The sequence below is a fragment of the Nocardia sp. NPDC052316 genome (assembly GCF_044547795.1).
In the GTDB taxonomy this organism is placed as follows: Bacteria; Actinomycetota; Actinomycetes; order Mycobacteriales; family Mycobacteriaceae; genus Nocardia.
Genome location: NZ_JBIUBB010000004.1, coordinates 771,928 through 793,967, shown reverse-complemented (window position 1 = coordinate 793,967; position 22,040 = coordinate 771,928). Strand labels below are relative to the sequence as shown.

Here is a 22,040-nt window from a genome sequence, read left to right as displayed (position 1 = left end):
CACGGCGGGCGCTCTCGTGCACGGCGGGCGATTTTGTGTGCGGCAGGCGATTTTGTGTGCGGCTGCGACTCAGAGGGTGAAGTCGCGGAACAGCAGCACCGAAAGGCCCAGGCCGACAGCGAGGTTCACCACGACGGCGGAGCCGAAGACGACGATCGGCCGCCAGCCCGCCTCGCGCAGCCCGCGCAGCGAGAACTCCAGCCCGATGGAGACGAAGGCGAGGATCAGGAACCAGGTGCGCAGATCGTTGACGATGGCGATGTGTGCGGCACCCACCTTCTTGTCGACCGACTGTAGATACAGCGTCCCGATCACCGACGCCGCGATGAAACCGAGCACGAACTTCGGGAACCGCGCCCAGAACTGCCGCGCCGAGGGCCGCACCGCACCGGCCGTGTGCTCCACCCTCAGAGTGAAGTACGCGGTCAACGCGATCGCGACGATCCCGATCAGCGCGTTCTGCGTGGTCTTCACGATGGTGGCGATCTGCAGCGCCTTCTCCCCCGCGATGGCACCCGAGGCCGCGACCGCCGCCGTCGTGTCGATATTGCCGCCGATCCAGGCGCCCGCGACCGCGTCGGACAGTCCGAGAACCTCGGCGAGCCAAGGCAAGACGAAGATCGACGGTAGCGCGAAGATGATCACCAGCGACGCCGCGTAGGCGATCTGCTCCCGTTTGGCCTGTACCGCGCCGGCCGCCGCGATCGCCGCGCTGACGCCGCAGATGGACACCGCCGAGGCCAGCAGCGCCCGCAGCTTGTCGTCGAGCCCGAGCCTGCCGCCCAGCCACCAGGTGAACCCGAACACCGCCGTGATCAGCAGCAGCGTCTGCAGGATCGACGGTCCCGCCGCGGTCACCAGGATCTTCAGATTGATGGAGGCACCGAGCAGCACCACGCCGGTCTTGATGAAGAACTCGGTCCGGAAACCGGCCGAAAGCCGGTCGCGCAGCGCGAGTTTGGTGAGGATGACATTGCCGAGCAGGCCGATCGCGATGGCGTACACCGGGAACTCGATCGATTTGGCCACCCGCTCGAGCGGTGTGTCGGCCGCCCACTGCGGCACGTGCGTGTCGAAGTAGCGGGTCAGTGCGCCCAGCACGACGACGACCGCGATGCCCGCCACGACCGCGCCGACGGTCGGCCTCGAAACTGCTTGTAATGCTGCTGTTTCGGACTTCACGGGCCCGGAAGTATCAGCGCTCGTTCCGGTTTCGGTGACCGACTCGGTCGCCACACTACCTTCGGCCGTATCGTCCTCGCGCGCTTCAGGACCCGGCATCACGGCACCAGCCAATCCGGAATCGCGCCGAGGAGAACCAAAGCGATCAGCGTCAGCCCGACGATCGCCGCTAGCCAGTCCTCGTTCCAGGCGAATGTGGTTCCCGAACGTTGCTCGGGCGATCTCTGTGCCACGGGTGTGCTCCTTGCGTTCCTCATCGAGAGGCCGCACGGTAGCAACACCCGCTCACCTGGCACACCGGTTGCGTTCAGCGTGAATTATTCACGCATACCAGACAAAACAGTCGGCGATAATCCGACTCAGAAGGCCCGGCAGGAGCGAATATCGAAGGCCAGGATGGCTTTCGCGCCGAGTTCGGCCAGCTGGTCCATCACCTCGTTGCCCTGCTTGCGCGGCACCATGGCGCGGATCGCGACCCAGTTGTCGTCGGCCAGCGGGGACACCGTCGGCGACTCCAGCCCCGGCGTGATCTTGACCGCCTGCTCGAGCAGCTCCTTCGGGCAGTCGTAGTCCAGCATGATGTACTGCTGGCCGAACACGACGCCCTGGATGCGCGCGATGAGCTGGTTGCGGGCTCGCTCCTGCTGGTCGGAGCCGCTGCGTTCGATCAGCACGCCCTCCGAGTCGCACAGCGACTCACCGAAGGCCACCAGGTTGTGCTGGCGCAGGGTGCGCCCCGAGCCGACCACGTCGGCGATGGCGTCGGCGACGCCGAGCTGGATCGAGATCTCCACCGCGCCGTCCAGGCGGATCACCTCGGCCTCGATGCCGCGGCGCTGCAGATCGTTGAGCACCAGGTTCGGGTAGGAGGTGGCGATGCGCTTGTCGTAGAGGTCCTCGACCTGCCACGCCTGCCCGGCCGGTGCGGCGTAGCGGAAGCTGGAGCGGCCGAAGCCGAGGCCGATCCGCTCGCTGACCGGCGCGCCCGAGTCGAGCGCCAGGTCGCGGCCGGTGATGCCGAGGTCGAGCTCACCGGACCCGACGTAGATGGCGATGTCCTTGGGCCGCAGGAAGAAGAATTCGACCTGGTTCGCCGGGTCGAGCACGGTCAGATCGCGCGGATCGGTGCGCCTGCGGTAGCCGGCCTCGACCAGGATGGCGGTGGCGGCTTCGGACAGGGCGCCTTTATTGGGGACTGCGACGCGCAGCATGGCAGGAAGTCCTTTCGGGAGGAGAAACTACGAGTAAGACGCACCCGTCACAGATGTCGGTACACGTCTTCCAGCTTCAATCCACGACCCACCATCAGCACCTGAACCCAGTACAGCAGCTGCGAAATCTCCTCGGCGAGCGACTCGTCGCTCTCGTGCTCGGCCGCCAGCCACACCTCGCCGGCCTCCTCGAGCACCTTCTTACCCTGGCTATGCACGCCGGCGTCCAGCGCGGCCACGGTTCCGGACCCCTCGGGGCGGGTGACCGCACGATCCTGCAGCTCGGCGAACAGGGTTTCGAAGTTCTTCACGATGAGCCATTGTTTCAGACCGGTGTGCGGGACCGTTGCTCCGGCCCATCCCAGCTTCCGGCGTGCCCCGAGGCGGCGCGACCTGGACCGCCGATCGGGGGCAGCCGACACCGGTGCGCGCAGCCGCGAGATCACGGACAGCCGGAGCTCCGCATCCGGCCCGCCGACCGGATGCGAAGCTCCGTCGGATCAACTCTCCGCGAGCAGCGCCTCCAGGTCGGCGACCGCGGTGCGGAGGTGGTCGGCGAAGGCGTGCATCTCGTCGGCGACGGTGGTCGGGGTGGCCAGGTAGAGATTCCAGCGGTCCGGCAGCAGGACGTAGGCGACGCCGATGCAGCGGGGACTGGTCGAGCCGAAGCCGAAGTAGCGGATATTGACCGACGGCGCCGAGCTGGTGCTCAGGTAGTCGTCGCGCATGATCAGCCAGCCGGGGCTGTCGTAGAGCGCAATCGGCTCGGTGACGCCGAGCTCGGCGCCGCGGCGGCGCTGGATCCACTGCAGTTCCCACAGATGCTGTTCGGGCGCGGCGCCCGCCTGGCACTCCTTGGCGCGGGCGACGTGCGCGGCGGCCGCGGTGCGCGCGGCGGCGAGCCGGGTCGCACGGTCGACCGCGGGGTCGCCCATCGCATCAACGAACGCCACCATCTCCGGGGTGATCACCCGCATGGCCTCGGTGCGGCCGTTGCGATACTGCCGGGTGGCGATGGATTCGTATGTCGCGCCGGTGATTCCCTTGCTGCGCCGATGCGCGAGCTGATAACTCAACTGCGCGAAGGCATCCGGCGAGATGCCGAGCTGCTTGGCCCGCGTGGTGCCGAAGTCCTCGAAAGAGACCGTCTGCGTGGCATTTTCGGCCGCGTACCGCGCGAAGTCGGCGCCGGCGGCGATGATGTCGTTGCGCTGCGCGGCGTCCAGCACGAAATCGACCGGCTCTACGGCGGGCAGCCCTTGCGCCTGCGCCCCGGATCGGGCGGCGTGCTCCTGCGCGGGCACCTCCAGCATGGCGTCCACGAAGGACAGGATGGTGGTGCCGTCCAGCCCGCAATGCTCGACATTGATACCGGCCTGGCCGTCCTCGAAGACGATGAACGACACCGCCTTGTCGAACCAGCGGTTGGCGCTGTCGCCGTGCAGCAGCTGATCACACGCGTGCAGCTCGTCGCGCGGCGCGAAATCCTCCAGGCAGACGCAGAACAGCGCGGTCTCGATGGTGTCCAGCGCCGTGGCGTTGGCCGGTTCGGCGAGCAACGCCTGCCTGCTCGCCGCCCATTCGGCGCGCGCCTTGGTGGTGAGATGTCCGACGGCCGAGTCGGTTCGGGTCGAACGGGCACCGGCCTTGAGCACCTCGCGCAGCCCGCAGGCCAGATCCTCCAGCGAGTGCGGCGCGCCGTCCGGTCCGATCACGTCCATCCGGAAGATGCTGCCCCGGAAGAAGACCATTACATGCTTGGCGTCCGACGGGCCCGGCCACTCCTCGCTGTACGGCACCCGGACGCTGTCCTGGGTTTCGCCGGGGATGCGGGTCTCGGAGAACAGATACTTGTTCTGCCACATCGACAGCGCCTGCCCGCGCTGCAACACCGGCGGGATCGCCTCGGCGTCCAGCGAGAGCTTGTAATCGACTGCGGCGGAGATGATTCCGGCTGCCCGATCCACCTGGGTCGCGGCCGTGGAGGTGGCCAGCGTTGTGTCGTCGCGGAAGAGGAAGAAGAAGTTGGCGTTCAGGGCGATGCGGTCGCGCCTGCCCAGGTATCGCGACGGCCAGAACAGGTCCAGCCAGCTGCCCACCCCCGGGGTGGCGTCGTACTCGGCGAGGGCCGCGTGCAGCATGCGGCCTGGCCCGTCGGGGCGCAGCAGGTCGGCGACGGCGGCCTCGGTGGCGGCGAGTTCGTCCGCGGTCAACAGCGGCGCGCACCACTGCAGGAAGCGGCCGCAGCTGTCCTCCAGCGTGGGCAGGGGCACCCTGGGCAGGCTGTCGTCGGCGGCGAAGGTGCGTTCGGTCAATGCTGGTCCTCGGTGTCGGCGTGGTGCTTGGGCAACGGTCGCGATAGGTAGAGCCCGGCGTAGAGCCAGCCGTCGGTTTCCCGGTCGGCGGTGTCGATTCCCTTGGCGGACAGGGTGTTCAACACCTGCGTCTGCTCGGTCGCGGAAGCGAACCTGCGCTGCTGGAACAGACCGGGCGCCTGCTCGGTCCGGTAGCCGAGCGCGGCGAGTTCCGCGGCGATCGGAGCGAAGTCGAACATGCGCAGCACGAAGTGTGCCATCCACGGTCGCCGACGCGGATGCGCGGTGGCGACGCGGGCCAGAGTCTTCTCGGTGACGTAGCCGATACAGCCGGTGGAGATGATGAGGTCGGCGGAGGCGAGCACCGCGCGCTGCTCGTCGGTCGGTTCGCCGGACTCGAGGTCGGCGTGCACGGTGTCGTGCAGCAGGCCACTCTCCTGCGCGTAGGCGAGGGCAGGCGCGGAGGCGTCCATGCCGAGGAAGCGGACATCGGTGAGACCGGTCCCGGCGCCGAGCGTCGCGCGGTCGCGGGCGATGAGGGCCGCGCGATCGCCCGTCGCGGTGCGGTAATGCTCGGCGAGCTCGCGCATGGTGGTGTCGAAGCGCAACAGTGCCGCGTTGACGCCGTAGGAGCAGCCGAGGTCGAGCACGGTGGGCGTGGTCACCCGGGCAGAGGCGCGGAACTCCCGGATCTGCTGCTGGAAAACGGGTTTCGCCAGTTCCGGGATGCGATAGTCGAGATCGGACATGCGGGCGTAGTAGTCGCGTGGATCGGGCCGGTCGTAGATATCGTCGAAGGAGGCTTTCCCGGTCGTATGTAACGGCACTGCCACAGTCGTTCCTCTCGGGGTCGAGCGGTGTCTCCCGATCACTGGGATGAATCGGGCCGTTCGGCTCAGTCGAGCAAGCGGTCACCGCGGACGACGTCGGCCGCGGCGGCCAGATGGTCGGGTAGCACCCGGCCGAAGAGTTGCCGGGTGCGCTCCACCGTGCCGATCACGCCGGGCCGGTCGGTGTAGGCGAAGATCGCCGAATGCCGTTGCGTGGCACCGGCGACGGGTGACACGCGGTGCAGCGAGAAGCGGCCCTGGAACAGTTGCAGGTCGCCGGGGCGCAGGTCGAGCCGCTGGATGAGGCGTTCGCCGGTGCCGTCGAGCACGGCGCGAACGTCGTCGAGATGCTCGTCAACCGGCGTGCGAATGTTGGGGCAGTACTCGAAGATTCCGCCCGACTCCGCGGGCTGGGTCAGCATGCTGACGGTGAATTCGTTGGTGTCGAAGTGCCACGGATGCGACATGCCCGGCGCGACGACGTTCAGGCACAGCCCGGCCAGCGGGTCGGCGAATTCGTGCAGTTCGGCCAGGCCGAAGCAGTCCGCGACGAAACGCTGGAATCGCGTGTCGATGTACAGCTGGTGGATCAGCGCGTCGCCGGGGATGCGGTCGCGCGGCACGAACGCGTTGCCGCGCTCGAGCACGATCCGTCCCGGATGATCTTCGGGCAGTGCGGTATCCAGCGGAATGTTATAGGCGTTCACCCGCTCGACCTCGTAGTACGCGTGCGGCGCCATCGCCTCGCCCTGCGCCCGCAGCGTCTCGGTCAGCTCCGGCCGGATGAAGCCGCGCAGCACGGTGCAGCCGATCGCGGCCAGGTCCGCGCCGGCCCGCCGCACCGCGGCCTGCCGCTCGGCATCCGCCGGATTCGCGAGGGGATACCGTGCGGTATCAACGATCTCGTCCAGGACACCCACCGCTGCCATGGCGACATTCTGGTAGAGCGGACCGGCGACACGCCCGAGATTCGGCGAGATTGCCGGTGACGGCAGTCACACCTATCTATCTGCGCGCACTCCCATTGCGGCACAGTAACTCTCGGTGCAGCGCAGTCGGGAGTGTCGAACTCGGCCCGCTCAGTCGCGCAGCTTCAGCGCCTGTTCGAGGTCCTCGATCGTCAGCCCGACCAGGGTGTCGCGGAAGCTGCGCCCCGGCCCGTCGGGCACCGCGATCTCGCACGGAATCACGATCACCGCGCAGCCCGCGGCCTGCGCGGCGCGCGTGCCGGTCGGCGAATCCTCCACGGCGACACAGTCCCGCGGATCCACGCCGAGCAGCTCCGCGGCCCGCAGGTACACGTCCGGCTCCGGCTTGCCGTTGGCCACCTCGTCACCGCAGACCGATACATCGAAGAAGTCGCGCCCCAGCGTGTTCAACCCGAACTCGGTGAGCGACCGCTTGGTATTGGTGACCAGCGCCGAGGCCAGCCCCGCGTCCCGCACCATCGCCAGCGCGTCCTCGGCCCCCGGCCGCCACGGAATGGGGCCGGTCATCAACTCGGTCACCCGCCACTCCAGGAACTCCCCCGCCGCCCGCAACGCCGCCGCCGTCGGCGGCACGCCGAGCCCCTCGAAGATCATCCGCAGCGCATCCGGCCCGGACGCCCCGATCAGCGCATGCCGCAACTCGTCGGTCATCTCGTGCCCGTGCTCGCGAGCCAACTCCCGAACCGCCACGTCCCAGAGCTTCTCCGAGTCGAGCAGCGTGCCGTCCATATCCCACAGAACGGCGGCTGGTCGGGGGGTCACGTACCGGAACCGGAGATCAACATCCGTCCATTGTCCGATACCACCTGGATCCACCGGCTCTCGGATCGGACCTCACCGTTCTTCATGCGATAGGTGAGCGAGACCGTCGCGCGATTGTCGCCGTTCTGCGTGACCTTGCCGACGCTGACCGAGCTGACCGTGCCCCACCAGCGGGAGTACTCGGCGTAGCCGCCGGTCTGGGCCTGGTACGACGGTGTCAGCTGCGCCCAGGCACCGGAGGTATTGCCCGGCAGCATGCTGTAGTAGCCCTGTGTGAACTGGACGACGTTGGCCGACTGCGGCGCGCCGAAGGGAGTCGCCGTGACGGTCGGGGGTGGCGGCGGCACCGTCGTGGGAGCCGGGGTCGGGGTGGGCGACGGCGGGGCCGAGGACGGAGTCGGCGTCGGGCTCGGCTGGGTGGTCGAAGCCGGCGGGGACGCCTGAGTCGTCGGTTCCTGCGGGCCGGGGGCGGCCGCGTTGGAGGGGGACGGCGGGCTTTCGACGGACGAGGACGGGGCGGCGGTCGCGGGCGGGGCGGCGGTGTCGCCGCCCTTGCGATCATTGGTGAGCAAGGCTATGAGGCCGATCACGGCCAGCACCACGACGAACGCGGCCGTCGCCAGGGCGAGGGAGCGGTTGCGCGAGGGTCCGTTGTGCGCGCCGCCGGGCAGGGTGGCCAGGCCTGGGCGCGGCGGGATGGGGGGTTGGGCGGAAACGGATTCGGCGGCAGCGGAATTCGTCAGCGCGGCGGTCGCCACGATCGAGGTGGCGTCGTTCGCGTTCGAGGTACTGCCCGCGCCGTCGGTGCCCGGGTGCGGGATGACGGTCGTCGCGTCGGCGCCCGGTGCGGGCAGGGCCTTGGTGAGCGACGGAGCGCCGATCTTCGGATCCCGGCCCTCCGCAACGGCTTCGAGCGCCTGCTGCGCCTCCCGCATGGTCGGGCGGGCGTCGATCGTCGGCGCGAGCAGCCGCATCAGCACGGGGCCGAGCGCACCGGCATGCTTCGGCTCCGGCACCTGGCCGCGCGCGACGGCGTGCAGGACCGCCAGCGGGTTGTCGCTCTCGCCGAACGGCGGCTGCCCCTCGACGGCGGCGTAAAGTGTTGAGCCGAGGGCGAATACGTCGGAGGCGGGCTCCGGGTTCTCGCCGCGCGCCACCTCGGGGGCCAGATAGGCGGGGGTGCCCGCGAGGAAGCCGGTGGCGGTGACGGTGACGTCGCCGACCGCGCGCGAGATGCCGAAATCGGTGAGCTTCACGGTGCCGTCGTCGCCGACGAGCAGGTTCGCCGGTTTCACATCGCGGTGCATGATGCCCGCCTCATGGGCGGCGGCGAGTGCGGCCGCGGCTTGCGCGCCGACGCGCGCGACCTCCACCGGCGGCAGGGTCCGCTTGCCGGAGAGCTTGGCCGCCAGGCTGGGCGCGTCCATGTATTCCATGACCAACCAGGGCTGGCCGTCTTCCTCGGCGACGTCGAAGACGGTGATCGCGTGCGGATGGTGCAGCCGGGCCGCGATCCGGCCCTCGCGCATGGCGCGCAGCTTCGCCTCCAGCGCCGCGGTCCTGGACAGGCCGGGCGCGAGGATCAACTGCTTCACCGCGACCGTGCGCCGCAGGCGGACATCGGTCCCCCGCCACACAACGCCCATGGCACCTGTGCCGATCGGATCCGTGAGTCGATACCGTCCCGCGATCAATCGGTCCGCCGTCATGCTGTTGTGCCTTCCTGCTTACGCGCCGAGCTGGTCCTGCACTGGCGCGTACCGTCGGGAAAATCCCGAAAATGCCACGCGCCGAAGTCCTTTGCACCCGTATGCAGCGATGGCGACGCACCCGCCGACTGCTCCGGATGCAGTTGCAACGCCTCCGACAATGGCATACCCACCCGACACACATCCACCTCACCGAAACTCCCTGAGCAATCCCCCAGGTCAGCGCCGCGCCACGCCGAGACACGAAATACCCTCGGCGCGTCGGGATTTGCCCAAATCATGGCATACGAGCAGGTAACCAAGGCCCTCGCCGGACGCGAACAGTGTTCCGCGACACCGTGACCACGATCACTATCCGATCACGACGGTCATAACCGATTTCGCCCGACAACAGTCATCCGTACTGGTCGAAATTGGGGTCGACCAAGCCCGCGCACCCATTACATAAGCCGCACACCCGCTATAGACGGTGCACGGCTTACGTAAAAGGTGTGCGCTGGGTGAATCAGGCGTTGAAGTACTTCGCCTCGGGGTGCAGGAGGACGAACGCGTCGGTCGACTGCTCCGGATGGAGCTGCAATTCCTCGGAGAGGACGACGCCGATGCGGTCGGCCTCCAGGAGATCAACCAGTTTGGCACGGTCGTCCAGGTCGGGGCAGGCGCCGTAACCGAACGAGTACCGGGCGCCGCGGTAGCCGAGCTTGAAGTACTCCAGGACGTCGGCGGGGTCGGAGTCGGCGACCGCGTGACCGTCCAGGGTCAGTTCCTCACGGATACGGCGGTGCCAGTATTCGGCCAGCGCCTCGGTGAGCTGCACGCCGATGCCGTGCACCTCGAGATAGTCGCGATAGTTGTCGGCCGCGAAGAGTTCGTTGGCGAAGTCGGCGATCGGCTGACCCATGGTGACCAGCTGGAACGGCAGCACGTCCACCTGACCGGTCTCCTCGGCCCGCTCGCGCGAGCGGATGAAGTCGGCGATGCACAGGAAGCGATCCCGCTGCTGACGCGGGAAGGTGAACCGATACCGTTCCGGCGCACCGGGATTCGGCTCGGTGAGCACGACAACGTCGTCACCCTCGGACACCGCCGGGAAGTACCCGTACACCACGGCGGCGTGCTGGAGCACGTTCTCGGTGCTCAGCCGGTCCAGCCAGGCGCGGAACCGGGGCTTGCCCTCGGTCTCCACCAATTCCTCGTAGCTCGGCCCGTCGCCGCCGCGCTGGCCGCGCAGACCCCACTGACCGAGGAACAGCGCCCGCTCGTCGAGCAGCCCCGAATACTCGTGCAGCGCCAGGCCTTTCACCACGCGGGTGCCCCAGAACGGCGGGGTCGGCACCGGCACATCCGCGGCCACGTCGGAGCGCGCGGGCACCTCGATCGGCACCTCGACCGCCTTGCGCTCCTCGGCGATGCGCTTGGACCGCTCGTGCCGGGCCTTGCGCTCGGCCGCCTTCTCCCGCGCCGCGATCGCCTCGGGACTGTCGGGGTCGAGGCCGCCGCCGCGCTTGCGGGTCATGATGTCGTCCATCAACCGCAGGCCCTCGAAGGCGTCGCGGGCGTAGTGCACGTCACCCTCGTACACCTCGGTCAGGTCGTTCTCCACGTAACCGCGGGTGAGCGCCGCGCCACCGAGCAGCACCGGGAACTGCTCGGCCACGCCCTTGGTGTTGAGCTCCTGCAGGTTCTCCTTCATCACCACGGTCGACTTGACCAGCAGCCCGGACATGCCGATGACGTCGGCCTTCTTGTCCACCGCGGCATCGAGGATGGTCGCGATCGGCTGCTTGATGCCGAGGTTCACCACCTCGTAGCCGTTGTTGGACAGGATGATGTCGACCAGGTTCTTGCCGATGTCGTGCACGTCGCCCTTGACGGTGGCCAGCACGATGCGGCCCTTGCCGCTGTCGTCGGTGGCCTCCATATGCGGCTCCAGGTAGGCGACCGCGGCCTTCATCACCTCGGCCGACTGCAACACGAACGGCAGCTGCATCTGACCGGAGCCGAACAGCTCGCCGACGGTTTTCATGCCGGACAGCAGCGTCTCGTTGATGATCTGCAGCGGCGGCACCTGCTGCATCGCCTCGTCGAGGTCGGCCTCCATGCCGTTGCGCTCGCCGTCCACGATCCGCCGCGCCAACCGCTCGAACAGCGGCAACTGGGCGAGCTCCTCGGCGCGCGAGGCCCGCGACGACGACGTCGACACGCCCTCGAACAGGCTCATCAGCTTCTGCAGCGGGTCGTAGTCCTCGCCGCGGCGGTCGTACACCAGATCGAGCGCGGTCTCGCGCTGCTCGTCCGGAATCCGCGCCATCGGCAGGATCTTCGACGCGTGCACGATCGCGGAGTCGAGCCCGGCCTGCACGCACTCGTGCATGAACACCGAGTTCAGCACCTGACGGGCCGCGGGATTCAGGCCGAACGAGATGTTCGACAGGCCGAGGGTGGTCTGCACCGCGGGGTGCTTCTCCTTGAGCAGGCGGATGGCCTCGATGGTCTCGATGCCGTCCCTGCGCGACTCCTCCTGGCCGGTGCCGAGGGTGAAGGTGAGGGTGTCGATGATGATGTCGCTCTCGCGCACCCCCCAGTTGCCGGTGATGTCGGCGATGAGCCGCTCGGCGATCTCCACCTTCTTCGCGGCGGTGCGGGCCTGCCCCTCCTCGTCGATGGTCAGTGCGACCACCGCGGCGCCGTGTTCGGCGACCAGCTGCATGGTCTGGTGGAAGCGGGACTCCGGCCCGTCGCCGTCCTCGTAGTTCACCGAGTTCACCGCGCAGCGACCGCCGAGGTGCTCCAAACCCGCCTTCAGCACCGGGGTTTCGGTGGAGTCGAGCATGATCGGCAGCGTCGAGGAGGTGGCCAGCCTGCTCGCGAGGGCGACCATGTCCTTGGCGCCGTCGCGGCCGACGTAGTCCACGCACAGATCCAGCATGTGCGCGCCGTCGCGGGTCTGATCCTTGGCGATATCCAGGCACTTCTGCCAGTCCTCGGCCAGCATCGCCTCGCGGAACGCCTTGGAGCCGTTGGCGTTCGTGCGCTCACCGATCATCATGATCGAGGCGTCCTGCTGGAACGGCACCGCCGTGTACATGCTGGACACGGCGGGCTCGTGCGCCGGGGCGCGGCGCGCGTCGATCGGCGGCAGCTTCGGCTCGATCGCACGGACCGCCTCGGTCACCTGCCTGATGTGCTCGGGCGTGGTGCCGCAGCAGCCGCCGACCAGCGCGAGCCCGAACTCGGAGACGAAGCCGCTGAGCGCGACCGCCAGCTCCTCGGGGGTCAGCGGGTACTCGGCACCGTTCGCGCCGAGCACCGGCAGGCCGGCGTTCGGCATCACCGACACCGGAATCTGGGCGTGCCGGGACAGATGCCGCAGATGCTCGCTCATCTCGGCCGGGCCGGTCGCGCAGTTGAGCCCGATCATGTCGATGCCGAGCGGCTCCAGCGCGGTGAGCGCCGCGCCGATCTCGCTGCCGACCAGCATGGTGCCGGTGGTCTCCACGGTGACGTGGGTGATGATCGGAATGCGCCTGCCGAGCTGCCGCATGGCCTCCCGGCTACCGGTCACCGCCGCCTTGACCTGCAGCAGGTCCTGGCAGGTCTCGATGAGAATGGCATCGGCACCGCCGTCGAGCATGCCGAGCGCGGACTCGGTGTACGCGTCACGCAGCGCGGTATAAGGAGCGTGCCCGAGGGTGGGCAGCTTCGTGCCCGGCCCCATCGAGCCGAGGACATAGCGCGGTGTCCCGTCGGCGGACGGCCCCATCTCGTCGGCGACCTCGCGGGCCAGCCGGGTGCCGCGCTCGGACAGATCCCGGATGCGGTCGGCGATGTCGTAGTCGGCCAGGTTCGGCAGGTTGCAGCCGAACGTGTTGGTCTCCACGGCGTCGGCGCCCGCCTCGAAGTACGCGCGGTGGATGCTGCGCAGCACGTCGGGGCGGGTGTCGTTGAGGATTTCGTTGCAGCCCTCCAAACCGAGGAAGTCGTCCAACGTGAGGTCGGCCGCTTGCAACATCGTGCCCATCGCGCCGTCCCCGATCACGACGCGGCGGCGCAACGTGTCGAGTAGCGTGGTGTCGAACTCGGCGGGCAGTGACGCAGACATGAGGACCAGCGTAATGGTCCGGTCGGACAGGCCGACCCCCCGAGCCGGGTGGACACGGACACACCTGCGCCGCCGACGCCGTCGAACACGCCGGGCCCGGCCCCGGCATACGACACGCCAGTTCGCCGCACACATTAGGCTGACCGAGTGAACCCCAGTGAAACTCCCGATCCGGAACTGCCGACGTTGCGGGAACCGGTGCTGGTCGCGGCCTTCGAAGGCTGGAACGACGCGGGCGACGCCGCAAGCGGCGCCGTAGAGCATCTGGAATTGATCTGGGACGCCGAGCCGCTAGCCGAACTCGACTCCGAGGACTACTACGACTACCAGGTCAACCGGCCGACGGTCCGGCAGGTGGACGGCGTGACCAGGGAAATCCAGTGGCCATCCACCATGCTCTCGGTGTGCTCGCCGCCCGGCAGCGAGCGCGACATCGTGCTGCTGCGCGGTATCGAACCCAATATGCGCTGGCGCAGCTTCTGCGAGGACCTGCTGGAGTTCATCGAACAACTCGGCGTGCAAACCGTCGTCATCCTCGGCGCGCTGCTGGCCGACACTCCGCACACCCGCCCGGTCCCGGTCACCGGGTCTGCCTACAGCAAAGAAGCAGCGGAGCGTTTCAACCTGGAGCAGACCCGGTACGAGGGGCCGACCGGCATCACCGGCGTGCTGCAGGATCAGTGCGTGAAGGCGGGTGTGCCCGCGGTGTCGTTCTGGGCCGCCGTGCCGCACTATGTTTCGCAGCCGCCGAACCCGAAGGCCACCATCGCGCTGCTGCACCGGGTCGAGGACGTGCTCGACATCGAGGTGCCGCTCGGCGAATTGCCCACGCAGGCCGAGGAATGGGAGACCGCGGTCAACGAGATGACCGCGGGCGACGACGAGGTCAGCGAGTACGTGCGCTCCCTCGAGGAGCGCGGCGACGCGGCGGTCGACGTGAACGAGGCGATGGCCAAGATCGACGGCGACGCCATCGCGGCGGAGTTCGAGAAGTACCTGCGCAGGCGCGGCCCGGGCAGCTTCGGACTCTGAACAGGCCCGAGTACTAACAACTTTGGGTTTGCCCGCTGTTCACCAGGGGGCCGCTTGTTGGCCGGAAAGCCGCCGCCCCCTATTCTTTTTAGGGTGACCTTTCCCCCGCTCGTCGCGCACCTGCGTAGTTTCGGCGAGCGGGTCGCCGTCCGCTGCCCCGGCTCGTCCGGAGCGGATGGCGCGGCGAAGGAAACAGCGGCGGACGAGGCGCGACGGGTCACCTACGCCCAGCTGGCGACGCTGGTCGAGGATTTCGCGGCCGAACTCGGACCGAGCCGGCGGCTCGTCGCGCTCGCGGCGCGCAACGATCTGCGTTCGCTCGTCGGGTATCTCGGCGCGCTCAGCGCAGGCTGCGTCGTGCTGCTCACCGCGGAAGTCACCGACGAGTTGCTGGGCGCCTACGATCCCGACGTGGTCATCGAGGACGGCGAACCACTCATCCGGCGCGAGACCTCCGCGCACACCTTGCATCCGGATCTCGCGCTGCTGCTGAGCACCTCGGGTTCCACCGGCTCGCCGAAGCTGGTCCGGCTCTCCGCGGCGAACCTGCTCGCCAATGCGGCGTCCATCGCCGAATACCTCGCCATCGGCCCGGACGACCGCGCGGCAACGACCCTGCCGATGTTCTACTGCTACGGGCTTTCCGTGGTGCACAGCCACCTGCTGCGCGGCGCGAGCCTGCTGCTCACCGAGCGGTCGGTACTGGACGACGCGTTCTGGGACGAGTTCCGCTCCTGTCGCGCAACATCTTTCGCTGCCGTCCCCTACACCATCGACCTGCTGGACCGAATCGGCTTCGCCCACATGACATTGCCCGATCTGCGGTATGTCACGCAGGCCGGCGGCAGGCTCGCGCCCGACCGGGTCCGCGACTACGCGAAGCTCGGCGCCCAGGCGGGCTGGGACTTCTTCGTGATGTACGGCCAGACCGAGGCGACCGCCCGAATGGCCTATCTCCCACCGGAGTTGGCGGCCGAGCGGCCGGACTGCATCGGGGTGCCGATCCCCGGTGGCGAGTTCAGTCTGGAACCGATCGAGGAGACCGGTGGGCATCAGCCCGGGGTCGACCTCGGTGGGCACGCGACCGACGCCGTGCCGCACGAACTGGTCTATCGCGGCCCCAACGTCATGTTGGGTTATGCCGAGTCGCCCGCCGATCTCGCGCTCGGGCGCACCGTAACCGCCTTGCGCACCGGCGATCTCGCCCGCCGCACCCCCGATGGCCTGTACCAGGTGATCGGCCGCCGCAGCCGGTTCGCGAAGATCTTCGGGCTGCGCATCGATCTGCAGCGTCTCGAATCCGGGCTGGCGGCCGCGGGTTTCACCGTCTGCTGCACCGACGACGAGGAACTGCTCGTCGTCGCGGTGGAGAGCCCCGCGACCGATCCGACGGAGACCGCGGCGCAGCTGGCCGGGCTGCCCGCCGCGTCCGTACGGGTATGCGCCGTAGCGGAATTGCCGCGGCTGGCCAACGGCAAGCCGGATTACCCGGCCGTCCGCACGCTGTCGGCGCCCGCTGCGCAGTCCCGCGGCATCCGTGACCTCTACGCCGGCGCCCTCGGTATCGACCCGGCGCGCATCCACCCGGACAGCACCTTCGTCGACCTCGGCGGCAACTCGCTGACCTATGTGACGACCGCGGCCAGGGTGGAACGCGCGCTCGGCAGGCTCCCCGCCGACTGGCCGACCATGACCGTCGCCCAGCTGGACCGGATCCCGCACGGCGGCAGGCGGTTCGGCCGCACCGTCGACACGAGCACGCTGCTGCGCGCCGCCGCCATCGTGCTGATCGCGGGCACGCACATCGGCCTGTTCGTCTGGTGGGGCGCCGCGCACGTGCTGCTCGGGGTGGCCGGATTCAACTTCGCCCGCTTCGCGGTGACCGCCGCGCCGCGTGCCGAACGGTTGCGGCACGTGCTGCGCACGGCCGCGCTGATCGCCGTGCCGACCGCCGCATGGGTAGCCGTCACGTTGCTGTTCACCGACTACTACGGCTGGCAGAACGTGCTGCTGCTCAACAAGATTCTGGGCCCACACGACAGCGACACCGCAGGGCATCTGTGGTTCATCGAGGTGCTGATCTACTTCATGGTGGCCGCGGCGCTGCTGCTGCGGGTACCACTGGTGGACAGGCTGCAGCGGCGCGCACCGTTCTGGTTCGCCATGGGCCTGCTCGCGCTCACCTTGGTGCTGCGCTATCAGCCGTTCGGGCTCTATCCGGCAAAGGATGTGCCGTTCTCACCATTGGCGGTGTGGTTCTTCGCCATGGGCTGGGCGGCCGCGAAGGCGACGACGGCGTGGCAGCGACTTGTGGTCAGTGCCGTCCTGTTGGCCTGCGTGCCCGGCTATTTCGGCGTGCCGGATCGCGAGCGGTTGGTGATGACGGGGCTGCTGCTGCTCATCTGGCTGCCCGCGATCCGGGTGCCCGCCGTGCCGGCGGTGGTCGCGGCGGTGCTCGCCGACAGCTCGTTGTTCGTGTATCTGCTGCACTGGCAGGTGTATCCGCTGTTCGGGCAACACCATGTTGCGGCGTTGCTCGCCTCGCTGCTGGCCGGTGTGGCCGCGACGAGGGTGCTCGCGGAGGTGCGACGGCGCTCCGGGCGGACCACGCGCTGGGCGATACCCCAGTGGTCCGGCGTGCCGTCGTGGCTGTCAGGTCTCGATGGTCCAGACCTGCGCCGCCGCTTCGCGCGCCAGCTTCGCTAGCAGAATATCCCGTGGGATCGTCTGACCGGCAAGGTGATCGAGCGACGGGACCACTACGTGGTGCGCGTCCGCTCGCTTGAGCTCCTGGGTCAGCTCGACAAATGCCGCGCCGTCACCGGAAGTCGATTCATGGAACGTTGCGGCGAAGCAGAGCCCTTCCTCGCGGGCGAGGGTGCTCATCGCATCCTCGAGCTCTGCGCTGTGGCCATCGGCCAGATCGTCACGCAAGTATCCATAGATCAACGCTTCCACCCGAACCTCCGTTGGATTGGGTACCGCTGTTCTCATGTGGATCTCCCCCATTGTGGGGCACTGCGCCTTGCAAGGACAGATGCAATTACATCTGGCTGTAACAAGATGGGTCCGGCAAACTTTCCGCTCCCTTGGTCCAGCATGCACAACGCCAAACTGCGAATGCAGATGTCAACCCACTGACACCTATATGCCCTATCTCGGCCACCGGGCGTTAACTGGTGCGATACTACTGACGTGGCCGCTGGAGACGATCGACCCGTCTGGGCTGTCCGGATGCGTTCTGAACGCGATGCGCGGGGGTGGTCACAAGCAGATGCCGTCCGCGTGATGCGCGCCAAGTCATCCCACAACCTGCCGACAGACAGTACACTGCTGCGTAACTGGCGCCGCTGGGAATCGGGCGAGTCGCGGCCGGATGATTTCTATGCCCCTATCATCGCCGCCGCCTTCGACACAGTCACAGCGGCGTTCTTCCCCAAGGCCCGGCCGAACCGGGACGACGAGGTGCTCTCGGCAACCGGCATGGACACGCTGGAATTCATCGGCCGCCTGCGCATGTCGGACGTCTCCCCCGCCACCCTCGATGCCATCCGCATCACCGCGGAACGCCTGTGCTGCGAGTACTCCTACGCCGATCCGCACGAGCTGCACGCCGAGGGCACCGGATGGTTGCGGAGAATTACCTCGCTGCTGGACGGACGACTGACTTTGGCGCAGCACCGCGACATCCTGGTCCTCGCGGGATGGGTTGCGTTGCTGGTGGGTTGCGTGGACTACGACCTCGGCCGCCGGACCGCCGCCGAGGCCACCCGCCGCGCTGCGTACTCGCTCGGCCAGGAGGCCGAGAACGCCGAAATCACCGGCTGGAGTGCGGAAATGGCGGCTTGGTTCGCGCTGACCCAAGGCAACTACCGGGGCGCCATCGACGCCGTCGACCAGGCACTCGAGGCCAGCCGGAACCTGGGCGTGGGTGTGCAACTCGCGGCGCAGCGGGCCAAGGCGTGGGCGCGACTCGGCGACCGGCGCGAGGTCGAGACAGCTCTCGACGAGGGTCGAGCAATTTTGGAGCGACTCGACCATCCGATCAACCTGGACAACCACTTCGTGGTCGACCCACAGAAGTTCGACTTCTACGCGATGGACTGCTGCCGCGTCGCGGGCGAGGATCGGCGCGCGGAGAGTTACGCCAACGAGGTCATCCGCAACTCGACCAGAGCCGACGGCACCGTCCGCAATCCGATGCGGGTATCCGAGGCCCATCTCACCCTCGCCGTGGTCGCCGTGCGCAACCGCGACTTGGAACTCGCCGTCGACGAGGGACTGCGCGCGTTCGCGGGTAAACGCCGTTCACTGCCCTCGCTCATGTGGATCGCGGGCGAGGCCGCGCGCGAAATCATCGCCCGCTACCCCGGAGATCCGCGCACCCGAGTCTATTTCGACCAGCTGCGCGCACTCTCGAGCGAGTGACCGGTAGCGAACCGGCACAGCCCGATTCAACGGCGAACATCCGGCAAACAGGACACGGCCACGCCGAACTGGGTACGTTCGCGTTGTCGGCGACCGGCCCGCTACTACCCTGTTCCCGGTGACCGACTCCGTCGACGGCTCAGCCATCGCCTCCGTCCTCTGGGACGACCGGCTACGGCTGTTCTCCTTCGCCACCGCCGAGCGCCGCGCCGACTATCTGTGGGTGCTGCGCGCTTTCGACAGCGCCCGCGCGGCCTACGTGGTGCTGCTGCACGCCGATGATGTCGCGGAGTGGATCGAACGCAACGGACACCACCTGCGCACCCCCGACCTGCGCGCATCGGAACCCGCGGCTGACGTCGAGAGCCAGCAACATATAGAGGACAAGTCAGCCGGTCGGTTCGGCGACACGGCGCAGGCCGATGGCACAGCGCAGTCCGACAACACAGCGCAGTCCGACAACACAGCGCAGTCCGACAACACAGCGCAGTCCGACAACACAGCGCAGTCCGACAACACAGCGCGGTCCGACAACACAGCGCGGTCCGACAACACAGCGCAGTCCGACAACACCGCGCAGTCCGATGGCACAGCGCAGTCCGACGATGGTCCCGCGAGTGCCGCCGCTTGGTCCACCGAACGCGGCGCCCGCCCGAACGCACCCCGGCTCACCGCCGCCGAGATCGGCCCGCTGCTCGATCAACTCCACCAGTGGGGTGTGCTGGAACGCAGTTACGACGGCACCCGCGCCGCCACCCTGGCCGAGTATCGCAACCGGCACTTCGTCTACCAGTTCTCCCAGGCCGGTTTCCAGGCCTATCGCGCGGTCGCGGGCGTGCTGAACGCGCGGCTCGACGAGGCGTCGCTGTCTCGGCTGGTGCTGCCGGAGCTGCTCGCCGATCTGCACACCCTGGCCGCGGCCAATCGCGAGGGCGACGCCGAGCGGGTCTACCGCACGCTGCGCCGCCTCGACGCCGCATTGACCGATATGGCCGCCCGCGCCGCGCACTTCTATCTCTCGCTCGGCGACCTGGTGCGGACCACCGAGATCACCCCGGAATCCTTTCTGGCGCACAAGGACGCGCTGCTCGCGCACATGCGCGAATTCAGCCTGGACCTGGCCCGATTCACCCCGCGGCTGGCGGGTGCGATCGCCGAGATCGAGGAGACCGGTGTCGAGGAGCTGATCGAGCGGGCCGCAGGCTGCGACGAACGGGTGCTGTTGAGTGTCGCGGAGCGGCAGGCCGATTGGCACGCGCGCTGGGACGGGCTGCGGACCTGGTTCGTCGCGTCCGGCTCCGGCGAGCACGCGGGCACCACCGAGGCGGAACGGTTGCGCGAGGCGACCATGAGCGCCATCGCCGCCGTGCTCTCGCTGCTGCGCCGGGTCACCGAGACGCGGCGGGGCGGGGTGAGCCGGGAGTCGGCGCTGCGGCATCTGGCGGGCTGGTTCACCGCCGCGCCGAACGCGGACAGCGCGCACGCGCTCTTCGACGCGGTGTTCGGCCTCGGCAGGCCGCGCCACCTGGCGATGGAGCATCCGGACGCCGATCTGATCCCGGCGCAGCGGTCCTGGTGGGAGGCGCCGCCTTTGGAGATCTCGCGCACCCTGGCCGAGACCGGCAGGCCACCGTCGGCCGGCGCACCAGCGCGAATCCACCGCAACGACGCGGGTATTCGGCGGTTGCGCGAGGCGCAGCTGGACGCGCAACGGGCGCGGGCCGACGCGGCCAAGTCGCTGGCCGCCGCCGACGTGCACGAGCGGGTGCTCGACGAACGCGAGACCGAGGTGCTGTTGCGGCTGCTCGACGCGGCGTCCACCGCGTGGGTGCCGGTGAGCGGCCGGGTCGCCGGGACCACCGGATCCGACAGCGGGGTCACGCTGACGGTGTCGGAGCACGACGGTTCTACCGTGGTGCGGACCGCGCACGGGTTGCTGCACCTGAACAATCGCAGGCTCGAGGTGCGCCAGACCACCAAGACCCGGCCGCGCGGCGCCAAGGAGGCTCGATGAGACACCATCGGGTAGTGCGAGGCGCGGGGTGGCGCGGATGATGCACGGACGCAAGATCGATTCCCTTGCGCTGGACAACTATCAGCGTGCGGCCAGGGTGATTCTCGCCAATCACCTGGTGACCAGGACCTACCCCGATCGGATCGCGCTGCCGCTGATCCGCCGGTGGGCCACCGAACTGCGGGAGGACCTGGCCGAGCTGTTCGGCTACCGGTTGGAGGTCACCGAGACCACCGCCCGGGTGTTCCCCATCATCGACCGGCTGGACGCGGGCAAGCCGGCGCGCACGCCCGCCGACCGCCTCTTCGATCGACGCCGCTACGCCTACCTCGCGCTCGCCATCGCCGCGCTCGGCCGGGCCGGCGACCAGACCACGCTGTCGGAGTTGGCCGATCAGGTCGCCGCGTACGCGGGCCGGGTGGCGGGACTGGAGCTGTCCACCGATCGCGCGGCGGACCGGGACGCCTTCGTGGACGCGGTCGGCTGGCTGACCCATCGCGGCGCGCTCACGCTCGCCGACGGTGACGCCGGCGGCTGGGCCAGCGATCCGGAGGCGGGCGAGGCGCTCTACGATATCGACCGCCCGGTGGTGTTCGCGCTGTTCCGGCCGCCGCGCGCGCTGCAACATCTGCACAGCGTGCGCGGGCTGCTCACCGAAGAGGCCGCGGGCGCAAGCGGTCCCGCGCACGCGCCGACCGTCGCGGACCTGGCGCGGCGGGTGCGCCGGGCGCTGGTCGAACGGCCGGTGGTGTACCTCGACGACCTCGAGCCCGCGGAACGCCCGGTGCTCGGCCAGGATCGGATCGTCGCCGACGTCGAGCTCTTCACCGGGCTGCGGGCCGAACGCCGCGCGGAGGGGGTCGCGCTGATCGATGTCTCCGGGCGGCTCTCGGACATCCGATTCCCGAGCACCGGAACGCTGGCACAGGTGGGGCTGCTGCTGGCCGGTGAGATCGCCGACCGCGTGCTCGACCTGGACAATCCGCTCGAACAACGGCCCGCCGCACCGGATCCGGGTGCCGCGCTCGCGGCGCAGTTGGACGGCGCGATCCCGGAGTCGACGGTCTTCGCCCCGCTGGCCGAACTGCGCGCGCTCGATGACTTCTCGGCACCGTCGGACTCGGCGTTCGACGCCGACGAGGCGACCGAAGATCCGGTCGAGACCACGTATCCGGTGATCGAGGCGGCGTGGGTGCGCGAGACCGTGCAGGCGCTCGCCGATCGGTACGGCGCCACCTTCGCCGCACAGTGGCAAGCCGATGTGCCCGGCCTGACCACCGAGGTGGTGGCATTGCTGGAGCGGCTGCGCCTGGTGCGGGCGGTCGAGGACGGGCTGCTGGTGTTGCCCGCCCTGGCGCGTTATCGCGGCGCCGTCGTCACCGTGCGCACCAAGCGCACCGAGGAACTGTTCGTCACCGCGGCCGACACCTATGGGTCCGACAGCACTGGCACGGAAGGGAACTGAG

The 22,040-nt window shown here is 68.8% G+C and carries 16 protein-coding genes; 5 read left to right on the top strand and 11 right to left on the bottom strand.

Annotated features, from left to right (window positions below):
- Positions 1–69 precede the first annotated feature (69 nt).
- The 10 genes from ACIHA7_RS22070 to metH all read right to left on the bottom strand — a co-directional run bounded on the left by ACIHA7_RS22070 (position 70) and on the right by metH (position 13,100).
- A complete protein-coding gene (locus tag ACIHA7_RS22070) occupies positions 70–1,281 on the bottom strand; it encodes a YeiH family protein (RefSeq protein ID WP_397292594.1) in 1,212 nt (403 codons plus the stop codon).
- Positions 1,281–1,415, bottom strand: a complete 135-nt coding sequence (locus ACIHA7_RS22065; RefSeq protein ID WP_397292591.1) for a hypothetical protein — start codon at positions 1,413–1,415, stop codon at positions 1,281–1,283. Before ACIHA7_RS22065 ends, ACIHA7_RS22070 begins: the two co-directional genes overlap by 1 nt.
- A 126-nt stretch (positions 1,416–1,541) precedes the next feature.
- Positions 1,542–2,393: an ATP phosphoribosyltransferase gene (gene hisG / locus ACIHA7_RS22060; protein WP_397292588.1), complete on the bottom strand. Its 852-nt coding sequence runs from the start codon at positions 2,391–2,393 to the stop codon at positions 1,542–1,544.
- 47 nt (positions 2,394–2,440) lie between these two features.
- Positions 2,441–2,722 carry a phosphoribosyl-ATP diphosphatase gene (locus ACIHA7_RS22055; RefSeq protein WP_174412539.1) on the bottom strand — a complete coding sequence of 94 codons (282 nt, stop codon included), beginning with the start codon at positions 2,720–2,722 and terminating at the stop codon, positions 2,441–2,443.
- Positions 2,723–2,893: 171 nt separating this feature from the next.
- Complete coding sequence (locus ACIHA7_RS22050) at positions 2,894–4,708, bottom strand: choline/carnitine O-acyltransferase (protein WP_397292584.1); 1,815 nt, start codon at positions 4,706–4,708, stop codon at positions 2,894–2,896.
- Positions 4,705–5,541, bottom strand: coding sequence for a class I SAM-dependent methyltransferase (locus ACIHA7_RS22045; protein WP_397292580.1), 837 nt, complete (start codon positions 5,539–5,541; stop codon positions 4,705–4,707). Before ACIHA7_RS22045 ends, ACIHA7_RS22050 begins: the two co-directional genes overlap by 4 nt.
- A gap of 62 nt (positions 5,542–5,603) precedes the next feature.
- Positions 5,604–6,467, bottom strand: coding sequence for an arpA protein (locus tag ACIHA7_RS22040; RefSeq protein WP_397292577.1), 864 nt, complete (start codon positions 6,465–6,467; stop codon positions 5,604–5,606).
- Between the two features lie 150 nt (positions 6,468–6,617).
- Positions 6,618–7,289 (bottom strand): HAD family hydrolase, encoded by a 672-nt coding sequence (locus tag ACIHA7_RS22035; RefSeq protein ID WP_397292575.1) that lies wholly within the window; start codon positions 7,287–7,289, stop codon positions 6,618–6,620.
- Complete coding sequence (locus ACIHA7_RS22030; protein WP_397292573.1) at positions 7,286–8,998, bottom strand: protein kinase; 1,713 nt, start codon at positions 8,996–8,998, stop codon at positions 7,286–7,288. The genes ACIHA7_RS22035 and ACIHA7_RS22030 overlap by 4 nt, the downstream gene beginning before the upstream one ends.
- Positions 8,999–9,503: 505 nt before the next feature.
- The gene (metH, locus tag ACIHA7_RS22025; protein ID WP_397292570.1) at positions 9,504–13,100 is read right to left on the bottom strand and encodes a methionine synthase; all 3,597 of its coding nucleotides are present in this window, start codon (positions 13,098–13,100) and stop codon (positions 9,504–9,506) included.
- A gap of 147 nt (positions 13,101–13,247) precedes the next feature.
- On the opposite strand from metH, the gene ACIHA7_RS22020 reads away from it, so the two are divergent.
- Both ACIHA7_RS22020 and ACIHA7_RS22015 read left to right on the top strand, forming a co-directional pair.
- Entirely contained in the window at positions 13,248–14,132 is an 885-nt protein-coding gene (locus tag ACIHA7_RS22020) for a PAC2 family protein (RefSeq protein WP_397292567.1), read from the top strand.
- Between the two features lie 93 nt (positions 14,133–14,225).
- Positions 14,226–16,838, top strand: a complete 2,613-nt coding sequence (locus ACIHA7_RS22015; RefSeq protein WP_397292564.1) for an AMP-binding protein — start codon at positions 14,226–14,228, stop codon at positions 16,836–16,838.
- Here ACIHA7_RS22015 and ACIHA7_RS22010 read toward each other — a convergent pair.
- Positions 16,785–17,090: a hypothetical protein gene (locus tag ACIHA7_RS22010; RefSeq protein ID WP_397292562.1), complete on the bottom strand. Its 306-nt coding sequence runs from the start codon at positions 17,088–17,090 to the stop codon at positions 16,785–16,787. The genes ACIHA7_RS22015 and ACIHA7_RS22010 overlap by 54 nt on opposite strands.
- A 330-nt stretch (positions 17,091–17,420) precedes the next feature.
- On the opposite strand from ACIHA7_RS22010, the gene ACIHA7_RS22005 reads away from it, so the two are divergent.
- From ACIHA7_RS22005 to ACIHA7_RS21995, 3 genes are all read left to right on the top strand, one after another.
- Entirely contained in the window at positions 17,421–18,560 is a 1,140-nt protein-coding gene (locus tag ACIHA7_RS22005; protein ID WP_397292560.1) for an XRE family transcriptional regulator, read from the top strand.
- A gap of 118 nt (positions 18,561–18,678) precedes the next feature.
- The gene (locus ACIHA7_RS22000; RefSeq protein ID WP_397292557.1) at positions 18,679–20,574 is read left to right on the top strand and encodes a TIGR02677 family protein; all 1,896 of its coding nucleotides are present in this window, start codon (positions 18,679–18,681) and stop codon (positions 20,572–20,574) included.
- A 40-nt stretch (positions 20,575–20,614) separates the two neighbouring features.
- Complete coding sequence (locus ACIHA7_RS21995; protein ID WP_397293122.1) at positions 20,615–22,039, top strand: TIGR02678 family protein; 1,425 nt, start codon at positions 20,615–20,617, stop codon at positions 22,037–22,039.
- The last annotated feature ends 1 nt before the right edge of the window (position 22,040 follow it).

What these genes read in the sequence shown, in the direction of transcription:
- ACIHA7_RS22070 (WP_397292594.1), bottom strand. Translation starts at nt 1,281, where the DNA reads ATGCCGGGTCCTGAAGCGCGCGAGGACGATACGGCCGAAGGTAGTGTG.
- hisG (WP_397292588.1), bottom strand. Translation starts at nt 2,393, where the DNA reads ATGCTGCGCGTCGCAGTCCCCAATAAAGGCGCCCTGTCCGAAGCCGCC.
- ACIHA7_RS22040 (WP_397292577.1), bottom strand. Translation starts at nt 6,467, where the DNA reads ATGGCAGCGGTGGGTGTCCTGGACGAGATCGTTGATACCGCACGGTAT.
- ACIHA7_RS22030 (WP_397292573.1), bottom strand. Translation starts at nt 8,998, where the DNA reads ATGACGGCGGACCGATTGATCGCGGGACGGTATCGACTCACGGATCCG.
- metH (WP_397292570.1), bottom strand. Translation starts at nt 13,100, where the DNA reads ATGTCTGCGTCACTGCCCGCCGAGTTCGACACCACGCTACTCGACACG.
- ACIHA7_RS22005 (WP_397292560.1), top strand. Translation starts at nt 17,421, where the DNA reads ATGCGCGCCAAGTCATCCCACAACCTGCCGACAGACAGTACACTGCTG.
- ACIHA7_RS21995 (WP_397293122.1), top strand. Translation starts at nt 20,615, where the DNA reads ATGCACGGACGCAAGATCGATTCCCTTGCGCTGGACAACTATCAGCGT.